22 protein-coding genes are annotated in these 26,111 nt (G+C 58.1%); 10 read left to right on the forward strand and 12 right to left on the reverse strand.

All coding sequences use genetic code 11. The features are described from left to right. Positions 1 to 22: 22 nt before the first annotated feature. The 6 genes from CFBP4996_RS27755 to CFBP4996_RS27780 form a co-directional block, all read right to left on the reverse strand. Complete coding sequence (locus CFBP4996_RS27755; protein ID WP_003520827.1) at positions 23 to 769, reverse strand: electron transfer flavoprotein subunit beta/FixA family protein; 747 nt, start codon at positions 767 to 769, stop codon at positions 23 to 25. A 249-nt stretch (positions 770 to 1,018) separates the two neighbouring features. Next, positions 1,019 to 2,524 (reverse strand): 3-hydroxyacyl-CoA dehydrogenase PaaH, encoded by a 1,506-nt coding sequence (paaH, locus tag CFBP4996_RS27760; RefSeq protein ID WP_080855148.1) that lies wholly within the window; start codon positions 2,522 to 2,524, stop codon positions 1,019 to 1,021. Then, complete coding sequence (locus tag CFBP4996_RS27765) at positions 2,524 to 3,525, reverse strand: NADPH:quinone oxidoreductase family protein (protein ID WP_233283469.1); 1,002 nt, start codon at positions 3,523 to 3,525, stop codon at positions 2,524 to 2,526. The genes paaH and CFBP4996_RS27765 overlap by 1 nt, the downstream gene beginning before the upstream one ends. Positions 3,526 to 3,555: 30 nt before the next feature. Next, entirely contained in the window at positions 3,556 to 4,326 is a 771-nt protein-coding gene (locus tag CFBP4996_RS27770; protein ID WP_080855149.1) for an enoyl-CoA hydratase/isomerase family protein, read from the reverse strand. Positions 4,327 to 4,363: 37 nt separating this feature from the next. Continuing rightward, positions 4,364 to 5,512 (reverse strand): acyl-CoA dehydrogenase family protein, encoded by a 1,149-nt coding sequence (locus CFBP4996_RS27775; RefSeq protein WP_080855150.1) that lies wholly within the window; start codon positions 5,510 to 5,512, stop codon positions 4,364 to 4,366. Between the two features lie 7 nt (positions 5,513 to 5,519). Then, positions 5,520 to 6,137 (reverse strand): TetR/AcrR family transcriptional regulator, encoded by a 618-nt coding sequence (locus CFBP4996_RS27780; RefSeq protein ID WP_080855151.1) that lies wholly within the window; start codon positions 6,135 to 6,137, stop codon positions 5,520 to 5,522. A gap of 454 nt (positions 6,138 to 6,591) precedes the next feature. On the opposite strand from CFBP4996_RS27780, the gene CFBP4996_RS27785 reads away from it, so the two are divergent. The 8 genes from CFBP4996_RS27785 (at position 6,592) to CFBP4996_RS27820 (ending at position 13,881) form a co-directional block, all read left to right on the forward strand. Then, the gene (locus tag CFBP4996_RS27785) at positions 6,592 to 7,521 is read left to right on the forward strand and encodes a LysR family transcriptional regulator (protein ID WP_080855152.1); all 930 of its coding nucleotides are present in this window, start codon (positions 6,592 to 6,594) and stop codon (positions 7,519 to 7,521) included. A gap of 357 nt (positions 7,522 to 7,878) precedes the next feature. Further along, complete coding sequence (locus tag CFBP4996_RS27790) at positions 7,879 to 8,592, forward strand: CoA transferase subunit A (RefSeq protein WP_080855153.1); 714 nt, start codon at positions 7,879 to 7,881, stop codon at positions 8,590 to 8,592. A 1-nt stretch (position 8,593) separates the two neighbouring features. Continuing rightward, positions 8,594 to 9,223, forward strand: a complete 630-nt coding sequence (locus CFBP4996_RS27795; RefSeq protein WP_080855154.1) for a CoA transferase subunit B — start codon at positions 8,594 to 8,596, stop codon at positions 9,221 to 9,223. An 80-nt stretch (positions 9,224 to 9,303) separates the two neighbouring features. Beyond that, positions 9,304 to 10,191, forward strand: coding sequence for an NAD(P)-dependent oxidoreductase (locus tag CFBP4996_RS27800; RefSeq protein ID WP_080855155.1), 888 nt, complete (start codon positions 9,304 to 9,306; stop codon positions 10,189 to 10,191). Positions 10,192 to 10,252: 61 nt separating this feature from the next. Next, the gene (locus CFBP4996_RS27805; protein ID WP_137396195.1) at positions 10,253 to 11,659 is read left to right on the forward strand and encodes a GntP family permease; all 1,407 of its coding nucleotides are present in this window, start codon (positions 10,253 to 10,255) and stop codon (positions 11,657 to 11,659) included. Positions 11,660 to 11,699: 40 nt separating this feature from the next. After that, the gene (locus tag CFBP4996_RS27810; RefSeq protein WP_080855405.1) at positions 11,700 to 12,506 is read left to right on the forward strand and encodes an enoyl-CoA hydratase-related protein; all 807 of its coding nucleotides are present in this window, start codon (positions 11,700 to 11,702) and stop codon (positions 12,504 to 12,506) included. A gap of 83 nt (positions 12,507 to 12,589) precedes the next feature. Then, on the forward strand, positions 12,590 to 13,015 hold the full coding sequence (locus tag CFBP4996_RS27815) for a PaaI family thioesterase (protein ID WP_080855156.1): 426 nt from the start codon (positions 12,590 to 12,592) through the stop codon (positions 13,013 to 13,015). A gap of 119 nt (positions 13,016 to 13,134) precedes the next feature. Next, positions 13,135 to 13,881 (forward strand): SDR family oxidoreductase, encoded by a 747-nt coding sequence (locus tag CFBP4996_RS27820; RefSeq protein WP_080855157.1) that lies wholly within the window; start codon positions 13,135 to 13,137, stop codon positions 13,879 to 13,881. Between the two features lie 242 nt (positions 13,882 to 14,123). Here CFBP4996_RS27820 and CFBP4996_RS27825 read toward each other — a convergent pair whose 3' ends face one another. The 5 genes from CFBP4996_RS27825 to CFBP4996_RS27845 all read right to left on the reverse strand — a co-directional run bounded on the left by CFBP4996_RS27825 (position 14,124) and on the right by CFBP4996_RS27845 (position 18,620). Beyond that, the gene (locus CFBP4996_RS27825; protein ID WP_424243872.1) at positions 14,124 to 14,933 is read right to left on the reverse strand and encodes a MipA/OmpV family protein; all 810 of its coding nucleotides are present in this window, start codon (positions 14,931 to 14,933) and stop codon (positions 14,124 to 14,126) included. 141 nt (positions 14,934 to 15,074) lie between these two features. Beyond that, positions 15,075 to 15,407 carry an ArsR/SmtB family transcription factor gene (locus CFBP4996_RS27830; RefSeq protein ID WP_080855159.1) on the reverse strand — a complete coding sequence of 111 codons (333 nt, stop codon included), beginning with the start codon at positions 15,405 to 15,407 and terminating at the stop codon, positions 15,075 to 15,077. A 176-nt stretch (positions 15,408 to 15,583) separates the two neighbouring features. Continuing rightward, complete coding sequence (locus CFBP4996_RS27835; RefSeq protein WP_424243871.1) at positions 15,584 to 16,420, reverse strand: DUF3313 domain-containing protein; 837 nt, start codon at positions 16,418 to 16,420, stop codon at positions 15,584 to 15,586. Between the two features lie 191 nt (positions 16,421 to 16,611). Further along, positions 16,612 to 17,949, reverse strand: a complete 1,338-nt coding sequence (locus CFBP4996_RS27840; protein WP_170988547.1) for a sensor histidine kinase — start codon at positions 17,947 to 17,949, stop codon at positions 16,612 to 16,614. Beyond that, entirely contained in the window at positions 17,946 to 18,620 is a 675-nt protein-coding gene (locus CFBP4996_RS27845) for a response regulator transcription factor (RefSeq protein WP_080855162.1), read from the reverse strand. The genes CFBP4996_RS27840 and CFBP4996_RS27845 overlap by 4 nt, the downstream gene beginning before the upstream one ends. Positions 18,621 to 18,798: 178 nt before the next feature. Between CFBP4996_RS27845 and CFBP4996_RS27850 the strand changes: the two genes are divergently transcribed. Together CFBP4996_RS27850 and CFBP4996_RS27855 are read left to right on the forward strand one after the other, a co-directional pair. Further along, positions 18,799 to 19,956 (forward strand): efflux RND transporter periplasmic adaptor subunit, encoded by a 1,158-nt coding sequence (locus CFBP4996_RS27850; protein ID WP_080855163.1) that lies wholly within the window; start codon positions 18,799 to 18,801, stop codon positions 19,954 to 19,956. A 1-nt stretch (position 19,957) separates the two neighbouring features. Further along, positions 19,958 to 23,134, forward strand: a complete 3,177-nt coding sequence (locus tag CFBP4996_RS27855) for an efflux RND transporter permease subunit (protein ID WP_080855164.1) — start codon at positions 19,958 to 19,960, stop codon at positions 23,132 to 23,134. Between the two features lie 1,069 nt (positions 23,135 to 24,203). Here CFBP4996_RS27855 and CFBP4996_RS27860 read toward each other — a convergent pair. Then, positions 24,204 to 26,075, reverse strand: a complete 1,872-nt coding sequence (locus CFBP4996_RS27860; RefSeq protein WP_080855165.1) for an ABC transporter ATP-binding protein — start codon at positions 26,073 to 26,075, stop codon at positions 24,204 to 24,206. Positions 26,076 to 26,111: the final 36 nt, after the last annotated feature.

Genomic DNA, 26,111 nt, shown 5'->3' on the forward strand with positions numbered 1-26,111 from the left:
AATATCTTCCTTTTCCGAAACCTTAGAGGACGCCGTCAGCTTTGAGCTTTTCGACCAGCTCGGCAACCGAGCCGACCTTGATGCCGGCCTTGCGGCCTGCCGGCTCTTCGGTCTTCAGCACCTTCAGGCGCGGTGAAACATCGACGCCGAAATCGGCCGGCGCCTTTTTGTCGAGCGGCTTCTTCTTCGCCTTCATGATGTTCGGCAGCGACGCATAACGCGGCTCATTGAGACGCAGATCGGTGGTGACGACGGCGGGAAGCTTCAGCTCAACGGTCTGCAAACCGCCATCGACTTCACGGGTGACTGCGACCTTGCCGTCGGACGGTACGACCTTGGAGGCAAAGGTGCCCTGACCCCAGCCGAGAAGGGCTGCCAGCATCTGGCCGGTCTGGTTCGAATCGTCATCGATCGCCTGCTTGCCGACAATGACGAGACCGGGCTGCTCAGCCTCGGCCACGCCCTTCAGGAGCTTGGCGACGGCGAGCGGCTCGACCGTTTCATCGGTCTCGATCAGGATGGCGCGATCGGCACCCATCGCAAGCGCGGTGCGCAGCGTTTCTTCCGCCTTGGCAGGTCCAATGGAGACGACGACGACTTCTTCAGCCTTGCCGGCTTCCTTCAGGCGAAGTGCCTCTTCCACCGAGATTTCGTCGAACGGGTTCATCGACATCTTCACATTGGCAAGCTCAACGCCCGAACCATCCGATTTTACGCGGATTTTCACGTTGTAGTCGACGACTCGTTTGACGGGGACAAGGATTTTCATGTGTTCCTCCAAATTCATGTTCTTCAGCTTGAAGGTCATCGCCTCAACTAGCGCTACCTGGTGCTATGCGGGCCAAAAACCTCACATTTCACCGAGCCACATGTGGGGCGCACCTCGAATTCACGTTCATCTGTCACAGTACATTAGAGGCGGAACAAAAAAACTCTTCGACAACTCTATGCGCAACTGGCCAAAGGGGAAGATTGGTTTCCGTCCAACATCGCGGGTCACGGCACAAGCGCGACGCACTCACGTCGAGGCGTAGATCCTGCGGCGCAATAGCTGTGAGGCGCGGTAGCGGTCGTCACCATATCCGGACTGCAACTCTTCCAACGTCTTCAAGACGGTCGCCAGACCGACCTGCTGCGCCCATAAGATCGGCCCGCGAGGATAATTAACGCCAAGCGTCATGGCGCGATCGACATCAACAGCAGACGCGACGCCCTGTAGAACTGCCTCCATACCCTCGTTGGCGAGCATGGAAACCGTTCGCAGGACGACAAGTCCTGGCGTGTCGTCAACCTTGGAGACCTTCTTTCCGATTGTCTCGAACATCGCGGCAACCGAATTGAGAGACTCATCTGAACCTTGATCCGCCCTTGCGACGGCAAAGCGCGAGGCGGCCCCGTAGTCAAGCGCCAGGTCCATCAAAACAAGATCTCGGGGTTCGCCTGACGCAACACGCGCCGTCGCGGTCCGTCCATCGGTGAAAGCCAGTGTCGCACCGTCAAGGCGTATATAACCGTCGCCACCCTTGCGGGTGACCTTTATGCCCGCGTTTTCCAACGCTGTAACAAGAGCCTCGGCTGATCCAAGTCCACCCTCGACGGTGATTTGCCGAGGCTTGGCGCCAGCTTCTACTGTTACCGGCTCTGGTCTTGAAGCTTCCCCATCATAGCTGTAGAAACCCTTGCCCGTTTTGCGACCGAGCCATCCAGCTGCGACGAGCTCTTGCTGGGTGATCGAAGGCCTATAGCGAGGATCACCGAAATAGGCTTTGAAGACGGAGTTGGTTACCGCGAAGTTGACGTCGTGCCCTATTAGATCCATCAATTCAAACGGTCCCATTCGAAAACCACCTGAATCGCGCATGACCGCATCGATTGTCGCGGCGTCTGCGGCACCCTCTTCCAACAGGCGTAGGGCTTCGGCGTAGAAGGGACGTGCAACCCGGTTGACGATGAACCCGGGTGTCGAAGTGGCACGAACCGGTTCCTTCTTCCAGTCAATCGCCGTAGCAACCAGCGTATCAAGCGTCTCCTGGCTGGACGCGAGCCCGGAGACGATCTCGACCAGCTTCATGACCGGCGCAGGGTTGAAGAAATGCAGTCCGGCAAATCGCTCTGGGCGTTTAAGGCCAGCACCGATCGACGTGACCGAAATTGACGATGTATTGGTCGCAAGAATTGCGTCATCTGCGACGATGACTTCCAGTGAAGCAAAGACTTTCCTCTTGATATCGAGGTCTTCAACGATGGCTTCGACAACGAGCCGCGCAACGTGCAAGTCAGTCAGATCGGCGGCCACTTGCAGGCGGCTTGCGATCCCATCAAGCTCGGCGGTCGTCAACTTGCCCTTCTCGACCAGCTTCGACAGTGATGCCAGGATGCTATCGCGACCCTTTTGCGCAGCACCTTCCTTGGCATCGTAGATCAGTACGGGATGACCGGCCTGCGCGGCGACCTGGGCGATACCCGCTCCCATGGCTCCAGCGCCGATCACCGCCACCACATCGTTCTTGGCAATACCGCTCATCACCGGTCCTTCCTGATTGCGATTACTGCCCTGCCGCCGGTTCGTCCCTGGGCGACGAAATCGATCGCGTCAGGCGTTTCCTCGAACCGGAACCGCCGGGCCACTCGCGGTGCGAGCTTTCCTTCTTTCCAAAGCCGGAACAATTCCCTTTGTGCCTCTTCGACCCGCGTAGGCTCGCGCGTCTTGTATTGGCTGACATCCAGGCCAAGGACCCCAATATTCTTCAGGAGAAGGTAGTTGACCTTGACGCTCGGGATCTCGCCGGCCGCAAAGCCAAGCACGATCACTCGGCCGGAAAACACCACTGTCCGCAGTGCCGCCTGGAAGAAGTCGCCACCGACCGGGTCGATGACGAGATCGATACCATCGCCTCCGGTCGCGGATTGAACCTGAGCGCGCAGCGTATCCCTGATATCCTGGCCGGAAATGTCGATCGCGACGTCGGCACCGGCGTCCAGGATCGCCTGGCGATCATCTTGCGACCGATACGTTCCAACGATCGTCTTCGCCTTGAGGGCACGCGCGATCTGGATCGCAGCCAGACCGACGGCACCGCCCGCGCCTCCCACCAGGACGTTTTCACCGGCGGCCAGATGACCACGCTTGGTGAGGGCGAAATACGCGGTCAGGTAGGAACCGCACATGATTGCGGCCTGTTCGAGAGGAATCTCGTCAGGCACCGGGAAGAACTCCCCCACCCGAGCGATTGCCTGCTCCGCAAAGCCGCCACTCAATGTGTATGCGGTCACCCGATCCCCCGGGGCGCAGTTCGAGACCCCAGGCCCCACAGCGCGGACTGTACCGGCAAATTCCATGCCCGGGGCAAACGGCGTCGCTGGAACGTTTTGGTACTTGCCGGCAACGACGAGCGCATCGACGAAGCCGACGCCTGCGGCCTGAACATCAACGACGATTTCCCGCTCGCCAGGCGTGAGATCTGCGACGTCATCGAGCTTCATGTTCTTGGAAGAGCCGGTCTCCAAAATCCGGTAGGATCGCATTTTCTCAATCTCCCTCGGTGCCGATATGGATCAATTGTCCGAGAATTTCGGCGCTCGCTTATCGATGAATGCCGTTATCCCTTCACGCGCATCGGCGGATTGGAAAGCCAATGTCGAAATCTCGGCCTCGATCTTCAGCCCTTCGTTTAGGGGCGTCGCCAAAGCACGTTTGACAGCCTCGCGGGCGTAGGCGAGCGAAGAGAGACTGAACCCGGAAAACTCGCGGGCAAAAGCAAAGGCATCGGCAAGACGGTTTTCTTCGCTAACGATCCGGTGGACGAGACCGATCGCCTTGGCTTCCTCGGCCTTCACAGTCCGGCCAGTCAGGATCATCTCAAGCGCTCTCGCCTCGCCGACAATGCGCGGTAGGCGCTGCGTACCTCCGTAGCCGGGGATCAGTCCAAGCTTGATCTCTGGCAGTGCGACGGCGGCACGAGGTGTTGCAAGCCGGAATGTCGAAGCAAGAGCCAGCTCCAGCCCGCCCCCGAAAGCGTAGCCATTGATCAGGGCAACGGAAGGAATAGGTAGGCCGTCGAGCTTCGCAAACGTCGACTGCCCAAGCTCCGATTTGCGCTTCTTCGCCCCCAGGCCGATATCCACCAGCTCTTTGACGTCAGCTCCGGCGCAAAATGCCTTTTCTCCTGCCCCGGTGATGATCAGTGCTCGAACCGGCATCTGAGCGACCTTGTCGATCGCTTCCGAAATCTGGCCGATCGTCAGCGCGTTGAGCGCGTTGAGTGCTTCGGGACGATCAAGCGTCAGTACCGCAAATTCATCATGCTGCGTTAGTTCGACAGTCATGCTCTCTCCCTTCTAGTTCGATTTATTAGCCGATGGATCAGGATGCGGCCTTCAGCAGCTCGCGCGCTATGACAAGCTGTTGGATCTGCGTCGTTCCTTCAAAAATTCGAAACAGACGGACGTCGCGGTAGAAGCGCTCGACCGGGTATTCCGACATATAGCCTGCACCGCCGAAGATCTGTACGGCACGGTCAGCAACGCGTCCGACCATTTCGGAGGCGAACATCTTGGCGCAGGCCGCCTGGCGGGTCGTGTTCTCGCCACGATCACGGCGCGCCGCGGCATCGAGGATCATGCAGCGAGCCGCATAGGTATCGGCCTCGCTGTCGGCCAGCATTGCCTGGATGAGCTGGAATTCGGCAATCGGCTGGCCGAACTGCTTGCGGTCCTTGGCATACGCGACCGATTCCTGGATGAGCCGGTCGGCGATGCCAACGCACAGTGCGGCAATATGCAGGCGCCCCTTATCCAGGACCTTCATCGCCGTGCGGAAACCATTCCCCTCCTGATTTCCGAGCAAGGCAGATGCGGGCACTCGGCAATCCTCGAAAACAACGTCGCAGGTCAACGCGCCCCGTTGCCCCATTTTCTTATCGAGGAGGCCCAGTTTGATGCCCGGGGTGTCGGCCTCGATGAGAAAGCACGAGATCGAGTCCGCTTTCCGCTCAGGTGCCGTCCGCGCCATGACACTGAACAGGCCGGCGCTCGGAGCATTGGTGATGTAGCGCTTGGTTCCGTTGATGACGTATTGGTCGCCGTCTCGGCGGGCGGTTGTGCGCAATGCCATTGCATCGGATCCGGCATCCGGCTCCGTCAATGCAAACGACCCGATCAGATCCCCGGACGCGAGTGCCGGTAGATACTTTTCCTTTTGCTCCTGCGTACCTGCAATCACGATCGACTGCGAACCGATGCCGATATTCGTTCCGGCAACTGATCGGAACGCCGGAGACGCGCGACCGAGTTCGAAGACAACGCGTACCTCCTCCTCCATCGAAAGCCCGAGCCCGCCGAACTCTTCGGCTATGGAAAGCCCAAAAATCCCAAGTTCCTTCATGCCGCGGACGACATCGTCGGGAATAGAATTGGTTTCGACGACCTCCGCCTCCCGCGGAATCAACCGCTCGGAGACAAAGCGACGGACCGTGTCCAGGAGCATGTCGAATGTATCAGAATCCAGAGCCATTATCGCTTCAATCCTTCGTAGGAAGTTCAAGTCCGCCGACAATTATCGTGTAGTAGCTTTGCGCTATCTCCGCGGCGGTGCGGCTCCCGCCCGGAGTGAACCATCTGGCCATCCAGTTGAGCATGGAGAGAATGGCGCGGCCGGTGTCTGCGGTATCGACCGGCTTCAACTGGCCACGCTCGATACCTTCGGCGATGATCGATCGAAGCAGCGCCTCATAGTCGTCGCGCAGGGACAGAGCCTCTTGCTTGAGCCCGGACGTCCCCATTCCGCCATAGCCGATGAGCATCGTCACGAAGCTCCAGAAATGCTCTTCGAAGTAAGCGCCATGCGCCACCATAAAGCATTCCAGGCGAGCGCATCCTGCCTCTTCCTGCTCGATGGCCTCGCTCACCGCCTCCTTCAGGCCCTTCAGCGTTCGAACGATGATTGCGTCGTAGATGTCCTGCTTGGCCGGAAAGTAATGAAAAATCGCTGCCTTGGAGATGCCGATGCTGGTTGCGACCTCGTTAATCGAACTTGCATCAAACCCCTTCTGGCCGAAAAGCATTGCCGCTTCATCCAGGATGCGGTCGTAGGCCTTCTCAATCACCGGCGGCCGGCCTTGTCGACGCGAAACCTGCATAGGCAGAAACTCCTGGAAATAACGCTATGGCCAACTACGGCGTGCTTGCGAAGGGATGTTGACGAACCTTGAGACAGGAGTCAATAGTTTATGACCGGTTGGCCGGTAAATAATTTGCCGAGCTTGCGACTTCCGGAATTTCGGGTCCATCATCTGGCAGATCGGCATGGCCGGTCCCTGCGACGGCGATGCGAGGAGAGCTTAGTGGCAGCAACAGATATCAGTGGCCGCCTGGCCCGGTTGTTTGGTGGCCTCCAGACATTTGAGGCGATAACGAATTGCAGACGAAGACCGTAAATCCCACCACAGGCATAGCGATGCACTTTGCGGACAGCTGGCAAAGATGGCTGGCGCGACCAAAAGCATGGGTGCAAAACGATAAGCGAATAACACGAGAGCAATGCGGCGGCGGTCGTTACTGCTGTCCGGGCGACGACGTGGAGGAATACCGCACATGCTGCACCACCAACTCGATTGGACCGATCTCAAATATTTCCTCGAGCTGGTGAGGTGCGGCACCATATCGCTCGCAGGAGACAGGCTCCAAGTGCAACATACAACCGTCGCGCGACGGATCGACAAGCTCGAACGCGAACTCAATACGGTCCTGTTCGATCGACGGCGCGACGGCTATGCGCTGACCGACGCAGGAAAACTCCTCATTCCCTTTGCCGAGCGCATGGAAAGCGCGGTAATTGCCGCGATCGACGAGTGTGTGGGAAGCCAGCATGGCGAAAGCACCGTGCGAATTGGCACGCCGGAAGCGTTCGGGGCAAAGATACTGGCGTCAAGTATCCCGCAACTGCTGGAGAGACATCACAACATCCATGTGGAGCTCATGTCTCAACCGCAATTTCCCAGCCTTGTCTCGCGCGAAGTCGAAATCCTGGTGACGATGGAGCCTCCTGAGATGGGACGCTACAAGATCGCAAGGCTCGTCGATGTCGACTATTATCTTTACGCGGCGCCGGCCTATCTGAACGACCATGACCCGATCCGGGAAATAGCCGACATCCGTGACCACCGCTTTATCGACTACATCCACGAAGGACTGGTCAGCGAACGGTATGGGATATTGAAGGAAGTGACGCCGTCGCCGAGACGAATATTCACTGCGACGAGCGTGCTTGCCCAGCGTCAGGCCGCCATCGCGGGTGCGGGGCTGGTCCTTCTCGCGCCATACGTCGCAGATCCTGATGGCAACGAACTTGTCAGCCTGTTTCCCGACAGACCGATGGTCACACGCTCTTTGTGGATCGCAACGCCCGAAGATCTCTTCAAGACAAGACGAATTCGCTGCGTGTGGGAGCACGTGAGAGATACGGTCGCAAATCATCCCAGCCTTGGCAAGAAATCGAGCTCCCGTCGGCCGCGCGCGAGATAGGTCGCGTTTCAGGCGCTTCTTTCTGTTTTGCGCTTCTCGTGCAGCGCAGGTCCCCGTGTCACCACGGCCTGCAGCGAAAGCTGGATACGCGTCAGAGAAAGCGCTTTCGGCAGCCCTTCAGGCATTCCCTGATGGATTGATTGTGCGTTTTTGCACATTGACAGTGCGCGGATCGGGGTTGCCCGTGAAGGGTGGTTTCTTAAGATGCCGGCCGGAGGAGATCATCGGTATCGCAGAACCACACTTCGAGCGGCACCGGTCGTTTCGTCCAAGCGACTGATTTACACGAATTGAACTGAGTATCACTGCCCGTTGTTTGACCGCAACGGATCGCTGCGGGCTGTGACGGAGGAGGTCATGGATAAAGTATTTCGAAGTGCCGCTGAAGCACTTGAAGATGTTGTGCGCGATGGCCAAACGATCGCCGTGGGCGGATTTGGGCTGTGCGGCATACCGTCCAATCTCATTCAGGCTCTGCGCGATTCCCGTGTCCAGAACCTGACCTGCATAAGCAACAACGCAGGCGTCGATGACTTCGGCCTGGGCCTTCTGCTTGGAACGCGTCAGATCAAGAAGATGATCTCGTCCTATGTCGGCGAGAACAAGGAGTTCGAGCGGCAGTATCTGAGCGGGGAAATAGAGCTCGAGTTCAATCCTCAAGGGACCTTGGCCGAGAGATTGCGGGCAGGCGGGTCGGGCATTCCTGCTTTCTACACGGCAACCGGGGTCGGGACGGTAGTCGCCGAAGGCAAGGAAACCAAGGACTTCAACGGTAAGACCTATCTTCTTGAGCAGGCCCTCACCGCTGACGTGTCGCTGGTCAAGGCAAAACTTGCCGATCGCGAAGGCAACCTAATTTTCGCTCGCACTGCCCAGAATTTCAATCCTGAAGTTGCAATGGCGGGCCGGGTCGCGATCGCTGAGGTCGAGGAGATTGTCGACATCGGCACCATCGATCCCGATCGATTCCATTTGCCGGGGATTTTTATTGACCGCGTTGTCCTGGCTCACGATCCAGAGAAACGGGTCGAGCGTCTGACGGTGCGCAAGCGAGTGGCGGAGATCAACTGATATGCCTTGGAACCACGACCAGATGGCTGCCAAGGCAGCCGCGGAGCTCAAAGACGGCGACTATGTGAACCTTGGGGTGGGGCTGCCAACGAAAGTTGCACAACACGTTCCCGAAGGGATGAAAGTTTGGCTGCATTCTGAAAATGGTATCATCGGTATTGGTCCGTTCCCCTACGAAGACGAGCTGGACATGGACTTGATCGATGCCGGCAAGCAGACGATCACAATACTTCCGGGCGGCTCGATTTGTTCGTCGACAACCTCTTTTGCGATGATCCGTGGCGGCCATCTCAATATCACCATGCTGGGCGCCATGCAGGTCAACGAGTTCGGCGACCTCGCCAACTGGATGATACCGGGAAAGATGGTCAAGGGCATGGGCGGGGCAATGGACCTGATCGCTGGTGTACCGCGTGTCATCGTTGTGATGGAACACAACGCCCGCGATGGTTCCTTCAAGCTTGTGAAGGAATGCTCACTTCCGTTGACGGGTCGGCGCGCCGTCCATCGCATCATCACCGATCTTGCTGTGCTCGACGTAACTGAAAAGGGTCTTAAGGTCGCTGAACTTGCGCCCGGCGTTAGCGCGGATTTCCTGCAGTCAAGGAGCGAGCCCACCCTCATTTTCTGACGATTTGGCAATCGTCGGGTTGAACATCAACCCGACGGTCGTTGCCGCAACATGACCACTATGCGTGGGAGGAGAACCACATGAAGAAAAAAGTAGCTTTCATCGGCGCGGGCATGATGGGCGCGCCGATGGCGCGGCGCGTGCTCGCTGCCGGCCATGACGTCATCATCTGCGATCGCGCTCAATCTGTCCTCGATGCTTTTGCGTCGAGCGGTGCGCTGGTGACCACCAACGCCAGTGACTGCAGCACTGCAGACATCATTTTAATCCTCGTTGCGAACGACAAGCAGATCATGGACGTTGTCGGCGGACCGAGCGGCATCCTCACCAATCTGAAAGAGGGCGATCAGCCAGTCATATGCGTGATGTCAACGACGCATCCCGACACGGTTCATCGCATCCATGAACAGGCACGGCCCCTCGGTGCCGCGGTGATCGATGCGCCAATCAGCGGCGGCATCGTAAGAGCAGAAAATGGAACCTTGACCATCATGATGGCCGGTGACGAGACGGTCGTGAAATCGGTTGAACCGATTATGAAAACGATGGGCCGCAACCTCGTCTACTGCGGAAAGCTAGGCTCGGCGGAAGCCGTTAAAGTCTCCAACAATATGCTCTGCATCGCCATACAATATCTGACGGCCGAGACCATCAAGCTCGCGAGCCAGTATGGGATTTCGTTCGAGGCTCTTGCCCCCATCATGAACGAGAGCACGGGGCGTTCGTTCCTGACCGTCGATGCTGACGAGGCAAGGCGCCAGTACTACGCTTGGGCTTCCACTGCGGAGGCCTATGCCGCGACCCATAACATCCTCAACAAGGATCTTCATCTGGCGTCGCGAATGGCTAAAGACAACGACCTTCAGCTGCCGCTGCTGGAAGCGATCTCAGCCTATGTCGATTCTGAGGGCGCAGCCGCCCGCCCCCGTTGGCTCGAAGCCGCCGGCCAGCCTCAAGCCAAGGCTTAAGCCACCGCGCGCCACTGCAATCCGATCTTTACCGCACACCATGGCTTTCTGGGAGGAGCCTATGACAACACTCATCGTTCTTGCTGCACTCGCATTTTTGATTATCGGCGCCTATCGCGGATACAGCGTGGTGATCTGCGCCCCGCTCGCAGCGCTGTTCGCCGTCGCTCTCACCAACCCAACATCGATTGCCCCTGCGTTCTCGGGTCTGTTCATGGAACAGATGGTAGGCTTCATCAAACTTTACTTTCCGGTCTTTTTGCTTGGTGCAGTATTCGGCAAGGTGATCGAGTTGTCAGGTTTTGCCGCATCGATTGTTGCCCTGGCGATCAGATACCTGGGAAAACAAAGGACGATCGTTGCAACGGTTATTGTCTGCGCGATCCTCACATATGGTGGCGTTTCTACCTTCGTGGTGGCATTCGCCGTCTATCCGTTCGCAGCCGAACTCTTTCGTCAGAGCAATATTCCAAAACGGCTGATGCCAGCCGTCATTGCGCTCGGTGCATTTACCTTCAGCACCGACTCGCTCCCCGGCACGCCGCAGATCCTCAACATCATCCCGACATCGTTCTTCGGTACGACAAGTTGGGCTGCCCCGGTGCTCGGTCTTGTCGGAACCTGCTTCACCTTCCTCGTGGGCGTCTCGTATCTTAACTGGCGACGCAAGCGGTTGGCCCTTGCAGGCGAAGGATACGGCGACCCGGAAACCCTGCTCAATGAGCCGGCCCAGACTGACCGTGAACACCTGACAAGTGCATGGATCGCCATCCTTCCGCTGGTTGTAGTGGGTGTCGCAAATTTCGCGTTGACGCGGTCGATCCCGGTCTGGTTCGGCGATGTCTATTCCATCTCGCAATCAGTATTCACGGGCTTGCGCGCCACGGTCGAGGCTCCGGTAAAACCTGTGACGGCGATCTGGGCGGTTGAAGGCGCTTTGCTGCTCGGAATTGTTGTAACGGTCGTATTGGCGTTCAGCAAAGTCGTTGCCGGAGTTCGCGATGGAAGCCGCACTGCCGCGGCTGGCGCGATGCTGGCGACGATGAATACAGCATCCGAATATGGCTTTGGTAGTGTCATCGCGGCACTTCCCGGATTCGTTGCCGTCAGTGGCGCATTGAAGATCATCTCGGATCCGTTGCTCAACGCGGCCATCACCGTGACAACCCTCGCCGGCATCACCGGTTCCGCCTCCGGCGGTGTGAGTATCGCACTTGGCGCAATTGCAAAAACACTCGTCGAAAATGCCGAGCGCGCTGGCATTTCGATGGAAGCCCTGCACCGTGTCGTCTCCATGGCTGGGGGCGGAATGGACACTCTGCCCCACAACGGTGCCGTGATCACGCTGCTTGCGGTAACCGGCCTTACCCACCGTCAGGCCTATGCCGACATTTTCGGAATCACACTTATCAAGACGACCGCCGTCCTGGTCGTGATCGCGTTCTATTACGCAACCGGCCTAGTCTGAACCGATAGGTATGGACCAGGCACAACCCAACGAGGCAGATATGGAAAAGTACGAGGACATCCTCTTTGACGTCAAGAACGGCGTTGCCCGAATTACCATCAATCGACCGCAGAAATACAATGCCTTCCGAGGTCAGACCTGCGAGGAGATGATCGATGCGCTGACGAAAGCATCCTGGGACAAGAAGATTGGGGTTGTTGTCATTACCGGCGTTGGCGACAAGGCCTTCTGCACAGGTGGTGATCAGTCTGCACATGATGGTGGCTACGACGGCCGCGGTATGATCGGCTTGCCGACCGAGGAACTACAGACAGCAATCCGAGATTGCCCAAAGCCTGTTATCGCACGTGTGAACGGATACGCGATCGGCGGAGGCAACGTTCTGGTCACATGCTGTGACCTTGCGATTGCTGCGTCGACGGCGCAACTCGGTCAAGTCGGACCGAAAGTAGGATCGGTAGATCCGGGCTTTGGTACTGCATTCCTGTCGCGGATTGTCGGCGAGAAAAAGGCCAGAGAAATCTGGTTCATGTGCCGGCGATACACAGCCGATCAGGCTCTCGCCATGGGGTTAATCAACGCCGTCGTTGCACCCGAAGACCTGGACCAGGAAGTCGACAAGTGGTGCGAAGAGATCCTGATGATGAGCCCGACCGCTATCGCGATCGCAAAGAGGTCGTTCAATGCCGATTCGGAGTCTATCCGAGGCATTGGTGGCCTCGGCATGCAGGCTCTCGCGCTTTACTACATGACGGCCGAGTCCAAGGAAGGCGTCGAAGCGTTCATGGGCAAGCGAAAGCCAAAGTTCCGCGACGTGATGAATGGAGCCGATCCGGTATCCGAATAGCCTGACGCACGTCGAGCCGGACGGGGGCCGTGATCGCACCACGGCTCCCTCGAACTGCGCAAAGTGAAGAAGGGGAATCAGGGATGACTAAAGCTCAACAATGGAGCAAGGATGACTATTTTGGAATCGACATCCCGTTTATGCGCCTGATTGGACTGGAACCGGTCTCGATTTCTGACGATCAGTGCGTGACCTATTTGCCGTTGACAAAGGAAATCACCAACAGCAGGGGCGAGGTGCATGGCGGTGTCCTTCTCGGGATCCTCGACTTCACGATGAGCGCAGCTGCCCGAGGGCATGATCCGCTAAAGTTCGGATCCGTCACGGTGGAGATGGGCACACACTTTCTGGAGAAGGGCGAAACCGGGCTGACCGTGATGGCGAGATGCCTGCGAAGAGGTCGCTCCCTCGTCTATTGCGAAGGCGAGGTTCGCGGCGAAAACGATGTCCTTGTTGCCAAAGGGAATGGGACGTTCAAGCTCATCCCAGCCTCTAATGCCGTCTCCTGACAGGGGCGAAATTTTCTAACCCTGCCTCATGACCGACCGCTGGAACGAAAGGGTTCAACCGCGGGCGGGCTGTGTTGCACGCCGAGCATGCACGTGAAACCATCAGTGAAGGAAATCCCATGACAGCCGAGCGAGAAGCCAAGACGAGCGTCAATCAACCCGAGCGGGTTTTGATCACCGGTGGTGCGGCAGGAATTGGTGCTGCCATTGTGCGGAGATGTATCGAAGCGGGATACGATCCTGTCGTTATCGATCGCGAGACACACCGAGATGTCAGGAGCATCAAGGCTGATCTGACCGACGAGGTTCAGACAAAAAAGGCGCTTTCGGTCGCCTTGGCAGACGGTCCGATTACGAGGCTTGTCAACAACGTCGGTGTAGTATTCCCGGCGTCCCTTGCAGAACAGACGCTTGAGGAATTTGACATAGCCGTCGCACTCAATCTCAAATGTGCACTCATCGCTATGCAGACGTTGTTGCCCGGAATGCAGGAAGCTGGCTTCGGCCGAGTCGTGAACATGTCGTCCAGGGCGGCATTGGGCAAGGAATTGCGGAGCGCATATTCTGCTACCAAGGCCGGACTTGTTGGTTTGACGCGCGTCTGGGCACTCGAGCTTGGCCAGTACGGCATTACTGTTAATGCTATCGGGCCCGGTCCGATCCGCACGGAGCTATTTGAGGGTGCTAATCCAAGTGGATCGGACAGAACGCGCGCAATTATCGAAGGCGTCCCGGTCAAACGTATTGGCGAACCCGAAGATGTCGCACACTCGACTGCATTTTTTCTCGACCGGCAAAGCGGCTTCGTCACCGGACAGATTCTCTATGTTTGTGGCGGACTGACCATTGGACGCGCGCCTGTGTGACTTTATTCGGCTGCGTCCCCACACTCTTGCTATACCGGGGGTGCCACAAAGAGAACGCTTGTTGCGCCGCGAGACTGGCTAAGATCTATCGTTATCATACAACCTCTGCCTAGAGGCTATGCGCCTAGGATCCGGCTGCTCTGCCCCATCTGCGTCGTGCAAAAGCGACATCAGCGACCCAGAACGGAAGGCCGCTGATGTCGTCGGTGTGCAGACGCAATGCTGTGCGAGAAGAGATGCAACTAGAAGCGATACGCCACACCGAGCATACCGAATGGTTGCACATCATCCTTGACGACCGGGCTATCTTTCGCGTCACCCATCAGGAAGCCAGCTCCAGCCGCACCGGTCACAAGCCAGTTTTCAGTCATCATATAGGTGATCGATGCCTTGACGTCGACTCGTTTGAAGCCAGCCTTGGCATCGTATTGCGAGAGACCGGAACTTGCCGACTGCGCGGCAGTGATACCGAAATACGATTCCATATGCTTGTCGTCCGCCCAGGTGCCGGACACGTCGGCGGAGAAGATGAAGCGTTCGTACTTGTACGACGCCTTGGCGCCGACGGTACCCGTCAGCCCATCGCTACCGCCGATCGTCTTGTCGAGCTTTGCGTAGGCTTGGAAGGGGCCGACGTCGTAACTGACGATGCCGCCGATAACGCCACCGGGATCGATATCGCCGAGGCCGCGCAGATACTCGGAATCGTCTTCTTTGCGTCCCATCTCATAGCCACCCTTGACGCCGACGCGGAAGCCACTGGCCTGGTAGAGATCGACGGTGACGCCAGTGATATCGACGCTGACGCGCTCTCCGAACTCTGCCGAGAAGATCGGGAACGGATTGACGTCAAACTTATCAGACCCCTCGTATTCTGGCATGTAGATGGCGCCGGCGCCGATCGTGACCTTCCAGTCTGCCAGCCTGTCACGGAAGTCACCGTAACGTGCGGTGTCAAACTGCTGCGATGGCGCCACCGTGACGGCGCCACCGCTCTCTAGGTCCGCCGCAAGGGCCGCCATCGGCAGGCCAGTTAAGGCGCTTGCAAACAGGAAGGTACGAGCCGTGCTGCGGGTGGAACGAGTGGCCTTTGCTCGCCAAGGATGGAATTGTTGTCTCGTCACGAAAAACTCCTGGTATTGGAAATGGGAAGGGCCTGCCAAAGAAGCCGGCTACATAGGGTGAAGGCGGGATCAGGTGCGACTTACGTCCGGTCGCGCCGTAGGTTTGTCGACAGCGGGAAAAATCCCCTCAAGTGTTGACAAGAGCGTCGCTACAGCTTGCGAGGTGCTGGAATAATAGATGGTCTGTGCCTCACGCCGCGTCTCAACCAATCTGTCTCGGCGCAGCCTTGAGAGATGCTGTGACAGCGCGGACTGGCTGAGGCCTACACGAAGCGAAAGTTCACCAACAGAATGCTCCCTCTGGGTCAGCAGTCGCAGGATCGACAGACGTTTCGCGTTTGCGGCGGCAGACATAAACGCCGCCGCCTCAACGCAATGTCGCTGTATTGTCTCAGTTTCCATTGCTGTGTCCCTTTTCAGAGAGCCCCGCCCCACTTTCAAGTTGACGCAACTGTGGCGACGAAGAATTGCGGCAACATTACAAGGATGGTAAGGCAGCCAGGATTTTAAGACGGACGGAAGGCCTGGGGTTCGGCCTTTGCTCCGTCCGTCCTACCGCCCGGTAAAGCCGGCCGATGTTAGAACGTCGACGCCTGTTGCGTCGGAGTCTTCGGCTGCTTGTCGGTCCATTCGGGCGGTGCACCGACCTTGTCCGCGACGATGCCGGCGAGGCCTGGGGACCGACCAAATGCGTCGCAGGCCGCGTATTTCGGCTTACCGCCAAGTGCAGAATTCAGCCGTTGCCCGGAAGGCAACGACAGATCGAGACCTTTCGGCTCCTTACCGCTGACGAGCATGCGCGAGAAATATTTTCCGAAGTTTGCCGCCAGGCTGTAGGCGTCACCAACTTCCGATACGCGCGCATTGTTGGTGATAGAGTTGGCACCCTTGGACCAGACGACCGCAGCCCGTTGGGTGCCGCTGATATCTATAGCCTCGGCCTCGACTGCAAGTCCACCGAGCCCGACAGGCAGTCGTGGAATTCCAACGGGCAAGGCGAGGCTGCTCCCAAGCGAAACGGCGGTGGAGACACCAGCCATGGTCTTGTTGGTCGCGATAATATCGGTCACGACGGTTCGGACGGTGAGATCTGAAGGCTGTCCAATGGGGACGATCTGGTACTTGTCGCTAAGGGAGACGCAAACGGCGCGGTCAAGAGCGTTAGAGACCAGTGCCCTGTCTTGCGGTAACTTTATTCGCGAGGCGGCATCGAATGAGAAGGTCGTCGGCACAATCGAAACCGTTTTGACGCCAGCCAGTCCCTGTGCATCGACAAAAGTACGGGATTTAGTGAACTTGCCTTTGGACGGGCTGAGTTGATTATAAGACGTCAGCGTCCCGCCCTCCTTCAGAGGAACTGACGTGCAGCCTGCGAGAAGGGCTACCGCGGGCAAGACAAGCCACGCCAGTCCCAAGCGGTACCTGCTCGCCCTGTCGGCGCCGGAAATCGTCGCTTCCGAGTTATGTCTATTGCCCACAATGCTGTCCCTTTGCTGATAGCAGTGGGCGGAAGATGCGCGACAAGAATTGCGGCAACATTACAGGAAATAAATCGCCAACACCTCCGACCTAGGCAATCGTTCGCAGTGCTTGGTTCATCGACGTGCTATAGGCGGATTGCGAATGTGGTCCCCGCGGATGAACTGTTGATCGTCACCTCGCCGCCATGGCGAGAGACGATCTGCCTTACAAGCGCCAGGCCTAGACCTGCTCCCGTGCTTCTGGGAGTCACCCGGTAGAAGGGCTCGAATACCAATTCGAGCTGGTCCGCCGGGATTCCCGGCCCCTGGTCGGAAACAGCAATCACAGCATTAGAGGAGACAGAGACGACGATCGCGCCAGTGTTTCCTCCGTGATCAATCGCATTGCGGACAAGGTTGGTGATCGCCCTGGCGAGCGCCGAAGGGCTACCCGGCCGCTGGAGGGTTTCCCTCTCGCTCTCAAACGAAATGTCATAGCCGGCTGCGATGGCGACGGGCGCAAGATCCGCCACAACTGTGCGCGCGATATCTATGAGATCGACCGCCTCCTGCAGGTCATCAGTCTGATCGTTGCGCTCGAAGGCCAGAAGTTGCTCGGCCGTGTTGGCAAGCCGGGCGACATCGGCGAGAAGACGCTGGCGCTCCCTGCCCCCTTCCATGCCTTCGATGCGGGTCTGCATGATGGCGATCGGCGTTCTCAGTTCATGGGCCGCGTCAATCAAAAATCGCTGTCTGGCCTGAAACTGCGCCTCGAGCCGCTCAAGCACGCTGTTGAAGGCTACAATCAAGGGAGCAACTTCTTTCGGTACCTTGTGGACGGGAAGCCGTGTCCCGGGATGGCGGGGATCTATTTCCGGCGCCATGTTCGCGACATCCTTCAGGCCGGCGAGACCACGGCTGACGATGCGGGGGATGGTCAGGAACAACGCCGGAAGGGCGATCGCCAGAAGTGGAACATAAATCGGCGAAAGGCTCGTCAGCATTGTCAGGATATTGTCGGCGGTGCTGGTGTTGCCGCCGTACATGACCCGAACTTCACCGAGAGGTGTTTCAATCGCATCGATCGAAGCGTCTTCAGCGGTGCCGCTCGCACCGCGAATGTCTCCATCTCTTATCAAGCGAACGTAGGGCGCTAGACCGGCATAGTAGTTGGGGGGCGTGCCATACCTCACCAATTGTCCATCCTGGGTGGCAGCGACAAACCATAGCCGGTCGTTCTCGGCTTTGAACGATCGAAGTTGGGCACTTTCTTCGAGGACGAGCCTTCCCTGTTGATCGCGCACAAGTGAGTTTGCAAGCGCGTGTGACAGCCTGTCCTTTAGCCCGACGTTGGGCGAGAGGATCATTGCGCCGTAGACACATAGCCCTACGATCACGGCTGCTACCACAGCGACGAACACAAGGCTCAGCTGCCAGCTCAGCTTCCACCAGAGCGAGGAATTTGATCGGGTTATCTCCATCAGGCATCATCCTTAAGCAGATACCCGACACCCCGGATATTATGGACGGATACGCCGGCGGAAGAATCGGCTAGGCGCTTGCGCAGCCGTGAAATATGCGCATCGAGTGCGTTCGACTGGATCTCTTCCTCGTAATTGTAGACGGCCGCCTCAAGGACGGATCTCAGCACGGTCTTGCCTTGCCGTTTGGCGAGCGCAATCAGCACCAGAAGCTCACGGCGCGGCAAATCAAACGGACTATTGTCCATCGTCACTGTGAGATGGAGAGGATCAATCAACATGCGGCCGACAACGATTTTCTGTTCCACGACGGAGGCTGGACGGCGAAGCACGGCGCGCACACGTGCCATCAATTCATCGACGAGAAAGGGTTTGCCGAGGTAATCGTCCGCTCCGCCATCAAGGCCTTCGATCCGCTCCTTTGGATCGTTTCGCGCGGTCAGGACGATCACGGGTGACGCCACTCCTTTCCGCCTGAGCTGGGGAATGAATGTCAATCCCTCCCCATCGGGCAGACGTCGGTCGAGAAGGATCGCATCGTAGGTGTTCTGACGCGCGAGTTCGAGAGCGTCGGCAAGCAACATCGCATGGTCAATCACCACCCCCTGTTTCTCGAGCGTCGCCATCAACGCATCCGCCAGTTCACTCTCGTCCTCGACCAGTAGAAGTCTCATTCTGCTCACCGCCCTTTTCGAAGCTTTCTTTTCTACCCTGAATGTTGCGGCAGGATTACGCAATTCGGATTCGGACCGGTAATGCTGCTGCAATTGTCGGAGCCTAGAACCGTGAACCCAAAGCAAGCGATGCGACCTTCAGACAGTTATTTCGCGTCCGGTCGAAAGGATATGAGCAATGGCAATCAGATGGACAACGCGTACGCGCATGGTCAAGGCGGGCCTTCTACTTGCCGGCTGCACCTCTGTTGTCATGTATCTTGCTCCCGCAGGCGGAACCGTCGATGCGAATGCGCGGGTCAAGGATATCGTGGCATCCGCGGTCCAGATCAGCAGGCCGCTCGAACTGACGCATGCCGAGGTGACGAGCGTCAAACCCGTGTCAATGGTAGAGCGTCTGCGCGTCAGCGGTGAGCTTCAGCCTGTCAATCGGGTGGTGATGCGGGCAAAGACTGGAGGCAAGATCCTCGACTTCGCCGTTCGCGAAGGTGAGCGAGTCAGGGCTGGCGAAGTCATTCTCCGGTTCGAGACGGACGATCTGCAATCGACGCTACTGCAACGTCAGAGCGACCGTGACGCCGCCGAGGCGGAACTAACGCTCGCCAATCAGGCGCTGAGCCGGATGGAACAGCTCGAGGCAAAAAACGTCACATCGAAGGAGCAGCTGGAAAAGGCCAGAAGGGATGTTGCCGCGAACACATCGAAGGTGCAGAGCCTTTCGGCACAGGTCGATATCGCCCGGGTTGCCTTGCGAGATGCGGACGTCACCGCTCCGTTCGACGGCGTCATCGCAAGCCGTGCAACGGAGGCAGGCTCTCGCGTGAGCGCGGATGCCGAACTGCTAACCGTCGTCGATACCAGCGTTCTGGAAGCGAAGGTTCTCGTTTCGACTCGTGATATTGCGCGCGTGGCGATAGGCCAGACCGTCGAACTTCAGATCGATGGCATGGGTCCCCAATCGATCGAAGGTAAGGTGGCACGGATCAACCCTGTTGCCGAAAGCGGAACGCGCTTCGTGCCTGTCTATCTGCGGCTTTCCAATCGCGACGAACGGCTCTGGGGCGGCATGTTTGCCACAGGTTCAATCCAGGTCCGCGAGAAAGCCGACGCCTTGGTCGTTCCCGCGATCTCCCTGCGCAAGGATGAGAGTGGCGATTATGTGCTCAAGCTGCACAGCGGCCATCTCCAGCGCCAGCCGGTAAGGGTCGGACAGGCTTGGAACGGCGGTAGCGTGATCGAGATCGCCGATGGGTTGAGCGACGGTGACACGATTATCACCGCGCCGCTCCCCGAGCTTCGGCCGAATGTCGCCGTGACAATCAACAAGGCCGGCTGACATGTTCCTGACCCGCGTCTCCATCACCCATCCCGTTTTCACCACAATGCTGATGCTCGCGCTGCTGGTGATGGGCATCTTTTCGTTCCAACGGCTCGGCCTCGATCAGTATCCCAATGTAGACGTTCCGATTGTCGTGGTGATGACCACCTATTCGGGCGCTACACCAGAGACGGTCGAGACAGAGGTGACGCGCCCAATCGAGACTGCGTTGAACGCCATCAGCGGGCTCGATGAGATCACTTCGACTTCCTACGAGGGGCGATCCGTCGTCACCGTGAAGTTCAAGCTGGAAGTCCAGGGAGCTGTCGCGGCGCAGGACGTGCGCGACAAGATCGCAGCGATCGAAGCGGAGTTCCCTGACGACGTCGACAAGCCGATCGTCTCGCGGTTCAATCCGTCCGATCAGCCCATCCTCTCCGTCGCGATCAGCTCAACCTCGCTGGATGTTCCGGCTCTCACCAAGATCGCCAACCAGCGCGTCGTGCGCCAGTTGACCACCATTTCTGGCGTTGGCCAGGCGACACTCGTGGGTGGCCAGGCGCGGCAGGTCGATGTCAGGGTTGACGACACGCGCATGCGTGCGCTCGGAGTGGGGATCAACGAGGTTGTGAACGTCCTGCGCAGCGGCAACCAGAACAGTCCGGCCGGAAGCGTGATCGGCGACTTCTCCGAGCGCACCATCCAGGTGCAGGGCCGCATCGAACAGCCGGAGGATTTGCTCGACATGATCGTCGCCCGCCGTGGCGGCGGCCCCGTCTACCTGCGCGACGTCGCGACCGTCTCCGACGGCGCGGCCGACCCGGAAAGCCAGGCGCTCTACAACGGTAAAACCGCGCTCGCAATCGATGTGGTCAAGGTTCAGGACGCCAACACCGTTCAGGTCGTCGCCAACGTGAAGGCACGTCTCGATCAGCTCAATGCGCAGCTTGCCTCCCAGAACGTGCAATTGCGCATCGTTACCGATGCCTCGACGGCCATCCAGGAATCCGTTTCCCAGGTTCAGGCAACGCTCATCGAGGGTGCGGCCCTTGCCGTCGCCATCGTCTTCCTCTTTCTCAACTCCTGGCGCAGCACCGTCATCACCGGCCTGACCCTGCCGATCGCCATGCTCGGCACGCTTGCGGTCATTAGTTTCCTCGGCTTTACGCTCAATACGCTGAGCCTCCTCGGCCTGACGCTCTCCATCGGCATCCTCGTCGACGACGCCATCGTCGTGCGAGAGAACATCACCCGCCACCTTCATATGGGTAAGTCGCACCTCCAGGCAGCGCTCGACGGGACCAACGAAATAGGCCTTGCCGTCATCGCGACAACGGCGACGATCGTCGCTGTCTTCCTTCCGGTCGCCTTCATGGAAGGCATCGTCGGCCGCTTCTTCTACGAGTTCGGCGTGACGGTCTCGGCCGCCGTCCTGATCTCGTTGTTCGTCGCCTTCACGCTCGACCCGATGCTGTCGAGTGTCTGGTACGATCCCGATGCCGATCCGGACGCGAAGCGCGGCCCGGTCGGCCGACTAATCGCACGCTTCGATCATGGCTTTGAATGGCTGGCCGACCAGTATCGCCATGTGATCGGCTGGACGCTGCGCCACCGCCTCGTCACGCTGATGGCAACCATCGGCATATTCGTCGGTAGCCTGTTCATGGTGCCGCTGGTTGGGACCGAATTCGTGCCGAACGCCGACGAAGGCCGCTTCCAGATCAATGTCACGGCGCCGGTCGGCTCGTCTCTCGATTATACGTCCGCCAAGGTGCGGCAGGTCGAGAAAGCGCTCAGGGAGTTTCCGGAGGTCGAGACGATCTATTCGACGATCAATACCGGCAACACCATGGGCAAGCACCGAGCGGCTGTGCTGGTGCGCCTCGTGTCGCTTGAGCAACGTCGGCGAACCCCGCAGATGCTGTCAAACCCGATCCGTGAAAGGCTCGCCGTCATTCCGGGCATCGAGATCGCCATCGTCCAGGAAGGCCTAGGTGGTGGCAACAGTCCGATCCAACTCAGCGTGCTCGGCGACGACCGTGCGACCATCGAGGACATCGCGGCCAAACTGGCTGAGGACATGCACAAGATCCCCGGCATGGTCGACATCAACTCAAGCGCCAGGGAAGCGACCTCCATTCTTTCTGTGCGCCTGAAGCGCGAGGCGTCTAGCGATCTCGGCATCACGCGATCCGATCTCGCCGCCTCGCTCTCGCCCCTCGTTGGCGGCGAGGAGGTCTCCAACTGGACCGACAGGGATGGTGAGACCTACGACATCGTCGTCCGGCTGCCCGGCGAAAGTCGGGCCGATCCGTCTGCGATTGGCGAGCTGATGATGACGACGGGGCAATCGGACGCCAATGGGACGCCACGAATGGTGCGCGTCGACCAAGTGGCGGACATCACGACCGTCGGAGCCGCTTCCGAAATCCGCCGTTTCGACAACAGCCGCGAGGTGCTGGTGTCAGCCGATGTTTCCGGACGCACGCTCGGCGATATCACGAGCGAGTTGCAGAGGCTGATCGCCGGCCAGGAGCTGCCCGAGGGCTACCGCATCAAGTTCGGCGGTGAATCCGAGAACATGCGGGAGACCATGGGCCATATGGTGACGGCGCTCGCCATGGCCGTGATCTTCATCTATCTCGTTCTCGCCTCGCAGTTCGGCAGTTTTTTGCAGCCGGTCGCGATTATGGCGGCCCTGCCCCTCTCTCTCGTAGGTGTCATTCTCGGCCTGATGGCCGCCGGCAGCACAATCAACATGTTCTCGCTGATCGGCTTCATCATGCTGATGGGTCTCGTCACCAAGAACGGTATCCTGCTGGTCGATTTCGCAAATCAGGAGCGAAAGCGTGGCCTGTCGCTCAACGACGCCCTGATCAGCGCCGGCGTCATCCGTTTCCGGCCGATCGTCATGACGACGCTGGCGATGATATTCGGCATGATCCCGCTCGGCATGGCGGTGGCCGGTGGTGGCGCGCAGCGTGCGCCGATGGCGCATGCCGTCATCGGAGGGCTGATCAGCTCAACCATCCTGACTCTGATTGTGGTGCCGACGATGCTGGCCTATATCGACAGTATCACGCGGCGGCTGGCGCGCTTCATGCCAATGGTGCCAGACAACCACGGCGAAGAAACATTACACTCCGACACCCAAGACGGCTATATTGAGCAGCATCCAGGGACTGCTTCATCCTGACCCCGCCGAGCAACATAATGGCGGCAAAACATGCGTAGCGTCGATCGACGGAGTGAACTTCATGGCCCCTCCTCCTGTTTCGGGATGGGCCGAAACCGATTAAGAGCGTGACCAATACAAGCCCCACTCAATCAGCGCTCCCGCGGATCAAATCCTGCAGACGTTCGCATCCGTTATGCAGGCGATCGTTAAGGGGAACGTGATTATGGCCTCGATATAGTGCAGCATCGGCGGAGTGATGTTGTGGCTATGCGACCCGGTTTACCTGAGCAGCAAGATGCTCAAAGGACCAGCCAAGAGAGCGGCAAGAACGATCACAGGGTGAAGATATCGTAGAAGACGCCTGATCAGGTCTCGCGAAGATTTCATGGGACTGTACCTGAAGGAATAGGATCAGGTGAGGCTAGAGGGCTCCCATTGCAGCAGCATTACGATTTCCGATCCGAAAGCCGTTCGATGAAGTAAGCTTCATCGCGATTTTTCTACCATGCCATCCTTGATGTCCCCGCTAGGCGTCGATGCCGTCCCGGCAACTCTATTATTGCGGCCGTGTCTCGGGACCCATGTCGAAATGATTGCTGGAGCAATCCCCTGAAAGTGCCCTCGACTTCGAGCGAGACGCGCCATGGTCATCCATCGGGGACCATCAACGAAATAAGGCTTCCTCCGTCGAAACGGCGGGACTAGTCACATCGATACGCAGTTGAGTTGCATGGAACTCGCGGCCAGCTGATACAGTTGCCTTCGCCATGCGAGATGTGGCAGCCTGAGAAAACGAGGGTTCACCACGGCAGCTTCGAGAGTCTCTTCCTGAAGATAGTCCTAGCCGAGCAGCCACCGACGCTTGATCGCCAAGTTTCAAGCCTCCGGTTGAATGTCGAATGCCGTCAGGAACGACGAATTGAACGCCAGGCGTTGGACCGCTGGCCAATACCCTCATTAGCAGGGATTATGACCTCTTGTGCGGTCTCCTCAGCTATTAATCTATGGCGGATCGCCAAGTCGCTTATATTGATGGAAACCTGACGGTCACAGGCAGCCCAAAAGCGACTAAAGAGACGTAGCTGCGTCAAGGACTGCTATCTTCGCGGACGAAGTGATCTTCGTCTACTTCTACCATTGGCCGAGTAATCGGCACATAGTGGGCTGGTCTCAACGCGGTTTGTGGTTCTTCGACGTCCATGGCCCGCTTTGCGGTTCGCCGTTCTGGATCTGGTATGGGGACGGCGGCGAGTAGTTTCCGGGTATAGGCATGCCTAGGGTTCGCGAAGATGGCCTCACGCGGTCCTATCTCGATGATCTCACCAAGATACATGACGGCCACTCGGTGGCTGATTCGTTCGACAACCGCCATGTCATGCGAGATGAACAGGAAAGCAACTCCGAGATCTCGCTGCAGATCCATCATCAGATTTATGACCTGTGCCTTGACCGAGACATCGAGCGCCGAGACCGACTCGTCAGCCACGATAACCTTGGGCGATAACGCTAACGCACGCGCAATACAAATGCGCTGACGTTGCCCGCCTGAGAATTGATGGGGTAAGCGGTCTGCCATATTGGCTTTGAGTCCTACGCGCTCCAAGAGCTCTCCAACCAGTTTGGCGGCTTCCGATTGCGTTCCAAGCTTATGTGTGAGGAAGGGCTCAGCAATCGCTTGACCAACTGTCCGGCGCGGACTGAGGCTTGCGTAGGGATCCTGAAAAATCATCTGGATGTCGCGACGGGCTACCCGAAGCTCTTCTGAAGACATCGCCATAAGATCTCGTCCAAGCAGCTTGACCTGCCCTGCGCGTGGCGTAACAAGACGCATCAGCCCCCTGCCAGTCGTCGATTTTCCGCATCCTGATTCTCCGACAATCGATAATGTCTCGCCCTGACGAATATCGAAGGAGACGTCTTCAACGGCATGGATTCTGCTTGCGATCCCACCGAACCAACCGGCCTTGATATCAAAGCGCACACGCAGGTTTCGGACTTCCAGAACCGGAGGGTCATCGGCTTTTACCGTTTCGACAGCTGAATCAACTGGCATGGCTTCGCCTGTCGTCGGGTTTATGATGGCGAATTTGCTTGGCTGAGGTCTCCCCTGCATCGATCCAATGCGGGGCACGGCACTCAAAAGCGCGCGGGTATACGGATGGGTAGCGTCTGAGAAGATTGCAGCGGTCGTCCCAGTTTCGACGATATCCCCCCGTAGCATCACCACCATTCGTTCGGCAATCTCGGCTACGACGCCCATATCATGGGTGATGAAGATGACAGACATTTTCTCCTCCTCTTGGATCTCCTTGATCAGGTTGAGAATCTGGGCCTGAATGGTGACGTCAAGCGCTGTGGTCGGCTCATCGGCAATGAGCAATTGTGGTCGGCATGCCAACGCCATTGCAATCATCACCCGCTGACGCATGCCACCTGAAAAATTATGAGGATATTCGTCATATCGGGTATTTGCAGAAGGAATACGCACGCGGTCCATCAGGCGTAGCGCCTCCCGCCTCGCGGTATCCGGACTCATGGATGGATTGTGGAGGAGCAACGCCTCCGATATCTGCTTACCGATCGGGAAGACCGGGTTGAGGCTCGTCATCGCCTCCTGGAAAATCATCGAGACTTCGTTGCCGCGGACAGATTGCATTTCCTTTTCGTCAAGCGCCAGGAGGTCGCGGCCATTGAGTAAGACCTCACCGGTTACGCGGGATGTTTCTTCCGAAAGCAACCGCATGATCGAATATCCGGTCACGCTTTTGCCCGAGCCGGACTCGCCGACCACTGCCAGGGTCTCGCCCGCCTTTACATCGAACGAGATGCCTTTGACGACCTCGTTCCAGCTTTCATTGTGACCGAACGCCGTCCTCAGGTTGCGAACCGAGAGAATGCTACCGTTGTTAATCGCACGCTTTTCGACAAGATCAAGCTTCCGCGCACTGCCAGTCTGCATGATAAATCCTCCTCACGTGGTGCCGAGCTCACTGGG

Source organism: Agrobacterium leguminum (genome assembly GCF_005144435.2).
Lineage (GTDB): Bacteria > Pseudomonadota > Alphaproteobacteria > Rhizobiales > Rhizobiaceae > Agrobacterium > Agrobacterium leguminum.

Bases quoted from the DNA above. Each gene is read 5' to 3' on its own strand.
- CFBP4996_RS27805 (WP_137396195.1), top strand. From the start codon at position 10,253: ATGACAACACTCATCGTTCTTGCTGCACTCGCATTTTTGATTATCGGC.
- CFBP4996_RS27830 (WP_080855159.1), bottom strand. From the start codon at position 15,407: ATGGAAACTGAGACAATACAGCGACATTGCGTTGAGGCGGCGGCGTTT.
- CFBP4996_RS27800 (WP_080855155.1), top strand. From the start codon at position 9,304: ATGAAGAAAAAAGTAGCTTTCATCGGCGCGGGCATGATGGGCGCGCCG.
- CFBP4996_RS27810 (WP_080855405.1), top strand. From the start codon at position 11,700: ATGGAAAAGTACGAGGACATCCTCTTTGACGTCAAGAACGGCGTTGCC.
- CFBP4996_RS27815 (WP_080855156.1), top strand. From the start codon at position 12,590: ATGACTAAAGCTCAACAATGGAGCAAGGATGACTATTTTGGAATCGAC.
- CFBP4996_RS27785 (WP_080855152.1), top strand. From the start codon at position 6,592: ATGCTGCACCACCAACTCGATTGGACCGATCTCAAATATTTCCTCGAG.
- CFBP4996_RS27755 (WP_003520827.1), bottom strand. From the start codon at position 769: ATGAAAATCCTTGTCCCCGTCAAACGAGTCGTCGACTACAACGTGAAA.
- CFBP4996_RS27860 (WP_080855165.1), bottom strand. From the start codon at position 26,075: ATGCAGACTGGCAGTGCGCGGAAGCTTGATCTTGTCGAAAAGCGTGCG.
- CFBP4996_RS27820 (WP_080855157.1), top strand. From the start codon at position 13,135: ATGACAGCCGAGCGAGAAGCCAAGACGAGCGTCAATCAACCCGAGCGG.
- CFBP4996_RS27765 (WP_233283469.1), bottom strand. From the start codon at position 3,525: ATGCGATCCTACCGGATTTTGGAGACCGGCTCTTCCAAGAACATGAAG.
- CFBP4996_RS27855 (WP_080855164.1), top strand. From the start codon at position 19,958: ATGTTCCTGACCCGCGTCTCCATCACCCATCCCGTTTTCACCACAATG.
- CFBP4996_RS27770 (WP_080855149.1), bottom strand. From the start codon at position 4,326: ATGACTGTCGAACTAACGCAGCATGATGAATTTGCGGTACTGACGCTT.
- CFBP4996_RS27845 (WP_080855162.1), bottom strand. From the start codon at position 18,620: ATGAGACTTCTACTGGTCGAGGACGAGAGTGAACTGGCGGATGCGTTG.
- CFBP4996_RS27795 (WP_080855154.1), top strand. From the start codon at position 8,594: ATGCCTTGGAACCACGACCAGATGGCTGCCAAGGCAGCCGCGGAGCTC.
- CFBP4996_RS27790 (WP_080855153.1), top strand. From the start codon at position 7,879: ATGGATAAAGTATTTCGAAGTGCCGCTGAAGCACTTGAAGATGTTGTG.
- CFBP4996_RS27850 (WP_080855163.1), top strand. From the start codon at position 18,799: ATGGCAATCAGATGGACAACGCGTACGCGCATGGTCAAGGCGGGCCTT.
- CFBP4996_RS27780 (WP_080855151.1), bottom strand. From the start codon at position 6,137: ATGCAGGTTTCGCGTCGACAAGGCCGGCCGCCGGTGATTGAGAAGGCC.
- paaH (WP_080855148.1), bottom strand. From the start codon at position 2,524: ATGAGCGGTATTGCCAAGAACGATGTGGTGGCGGTGATCGGCGCTGGA.
- CFBP4996_RS27775 (WP_080855150.1), bottom strand. From the start codon at position 5,512: ATGGCTCTGGATTCTGATACATTCGACATGCTCCTGGACACGGTCCGT.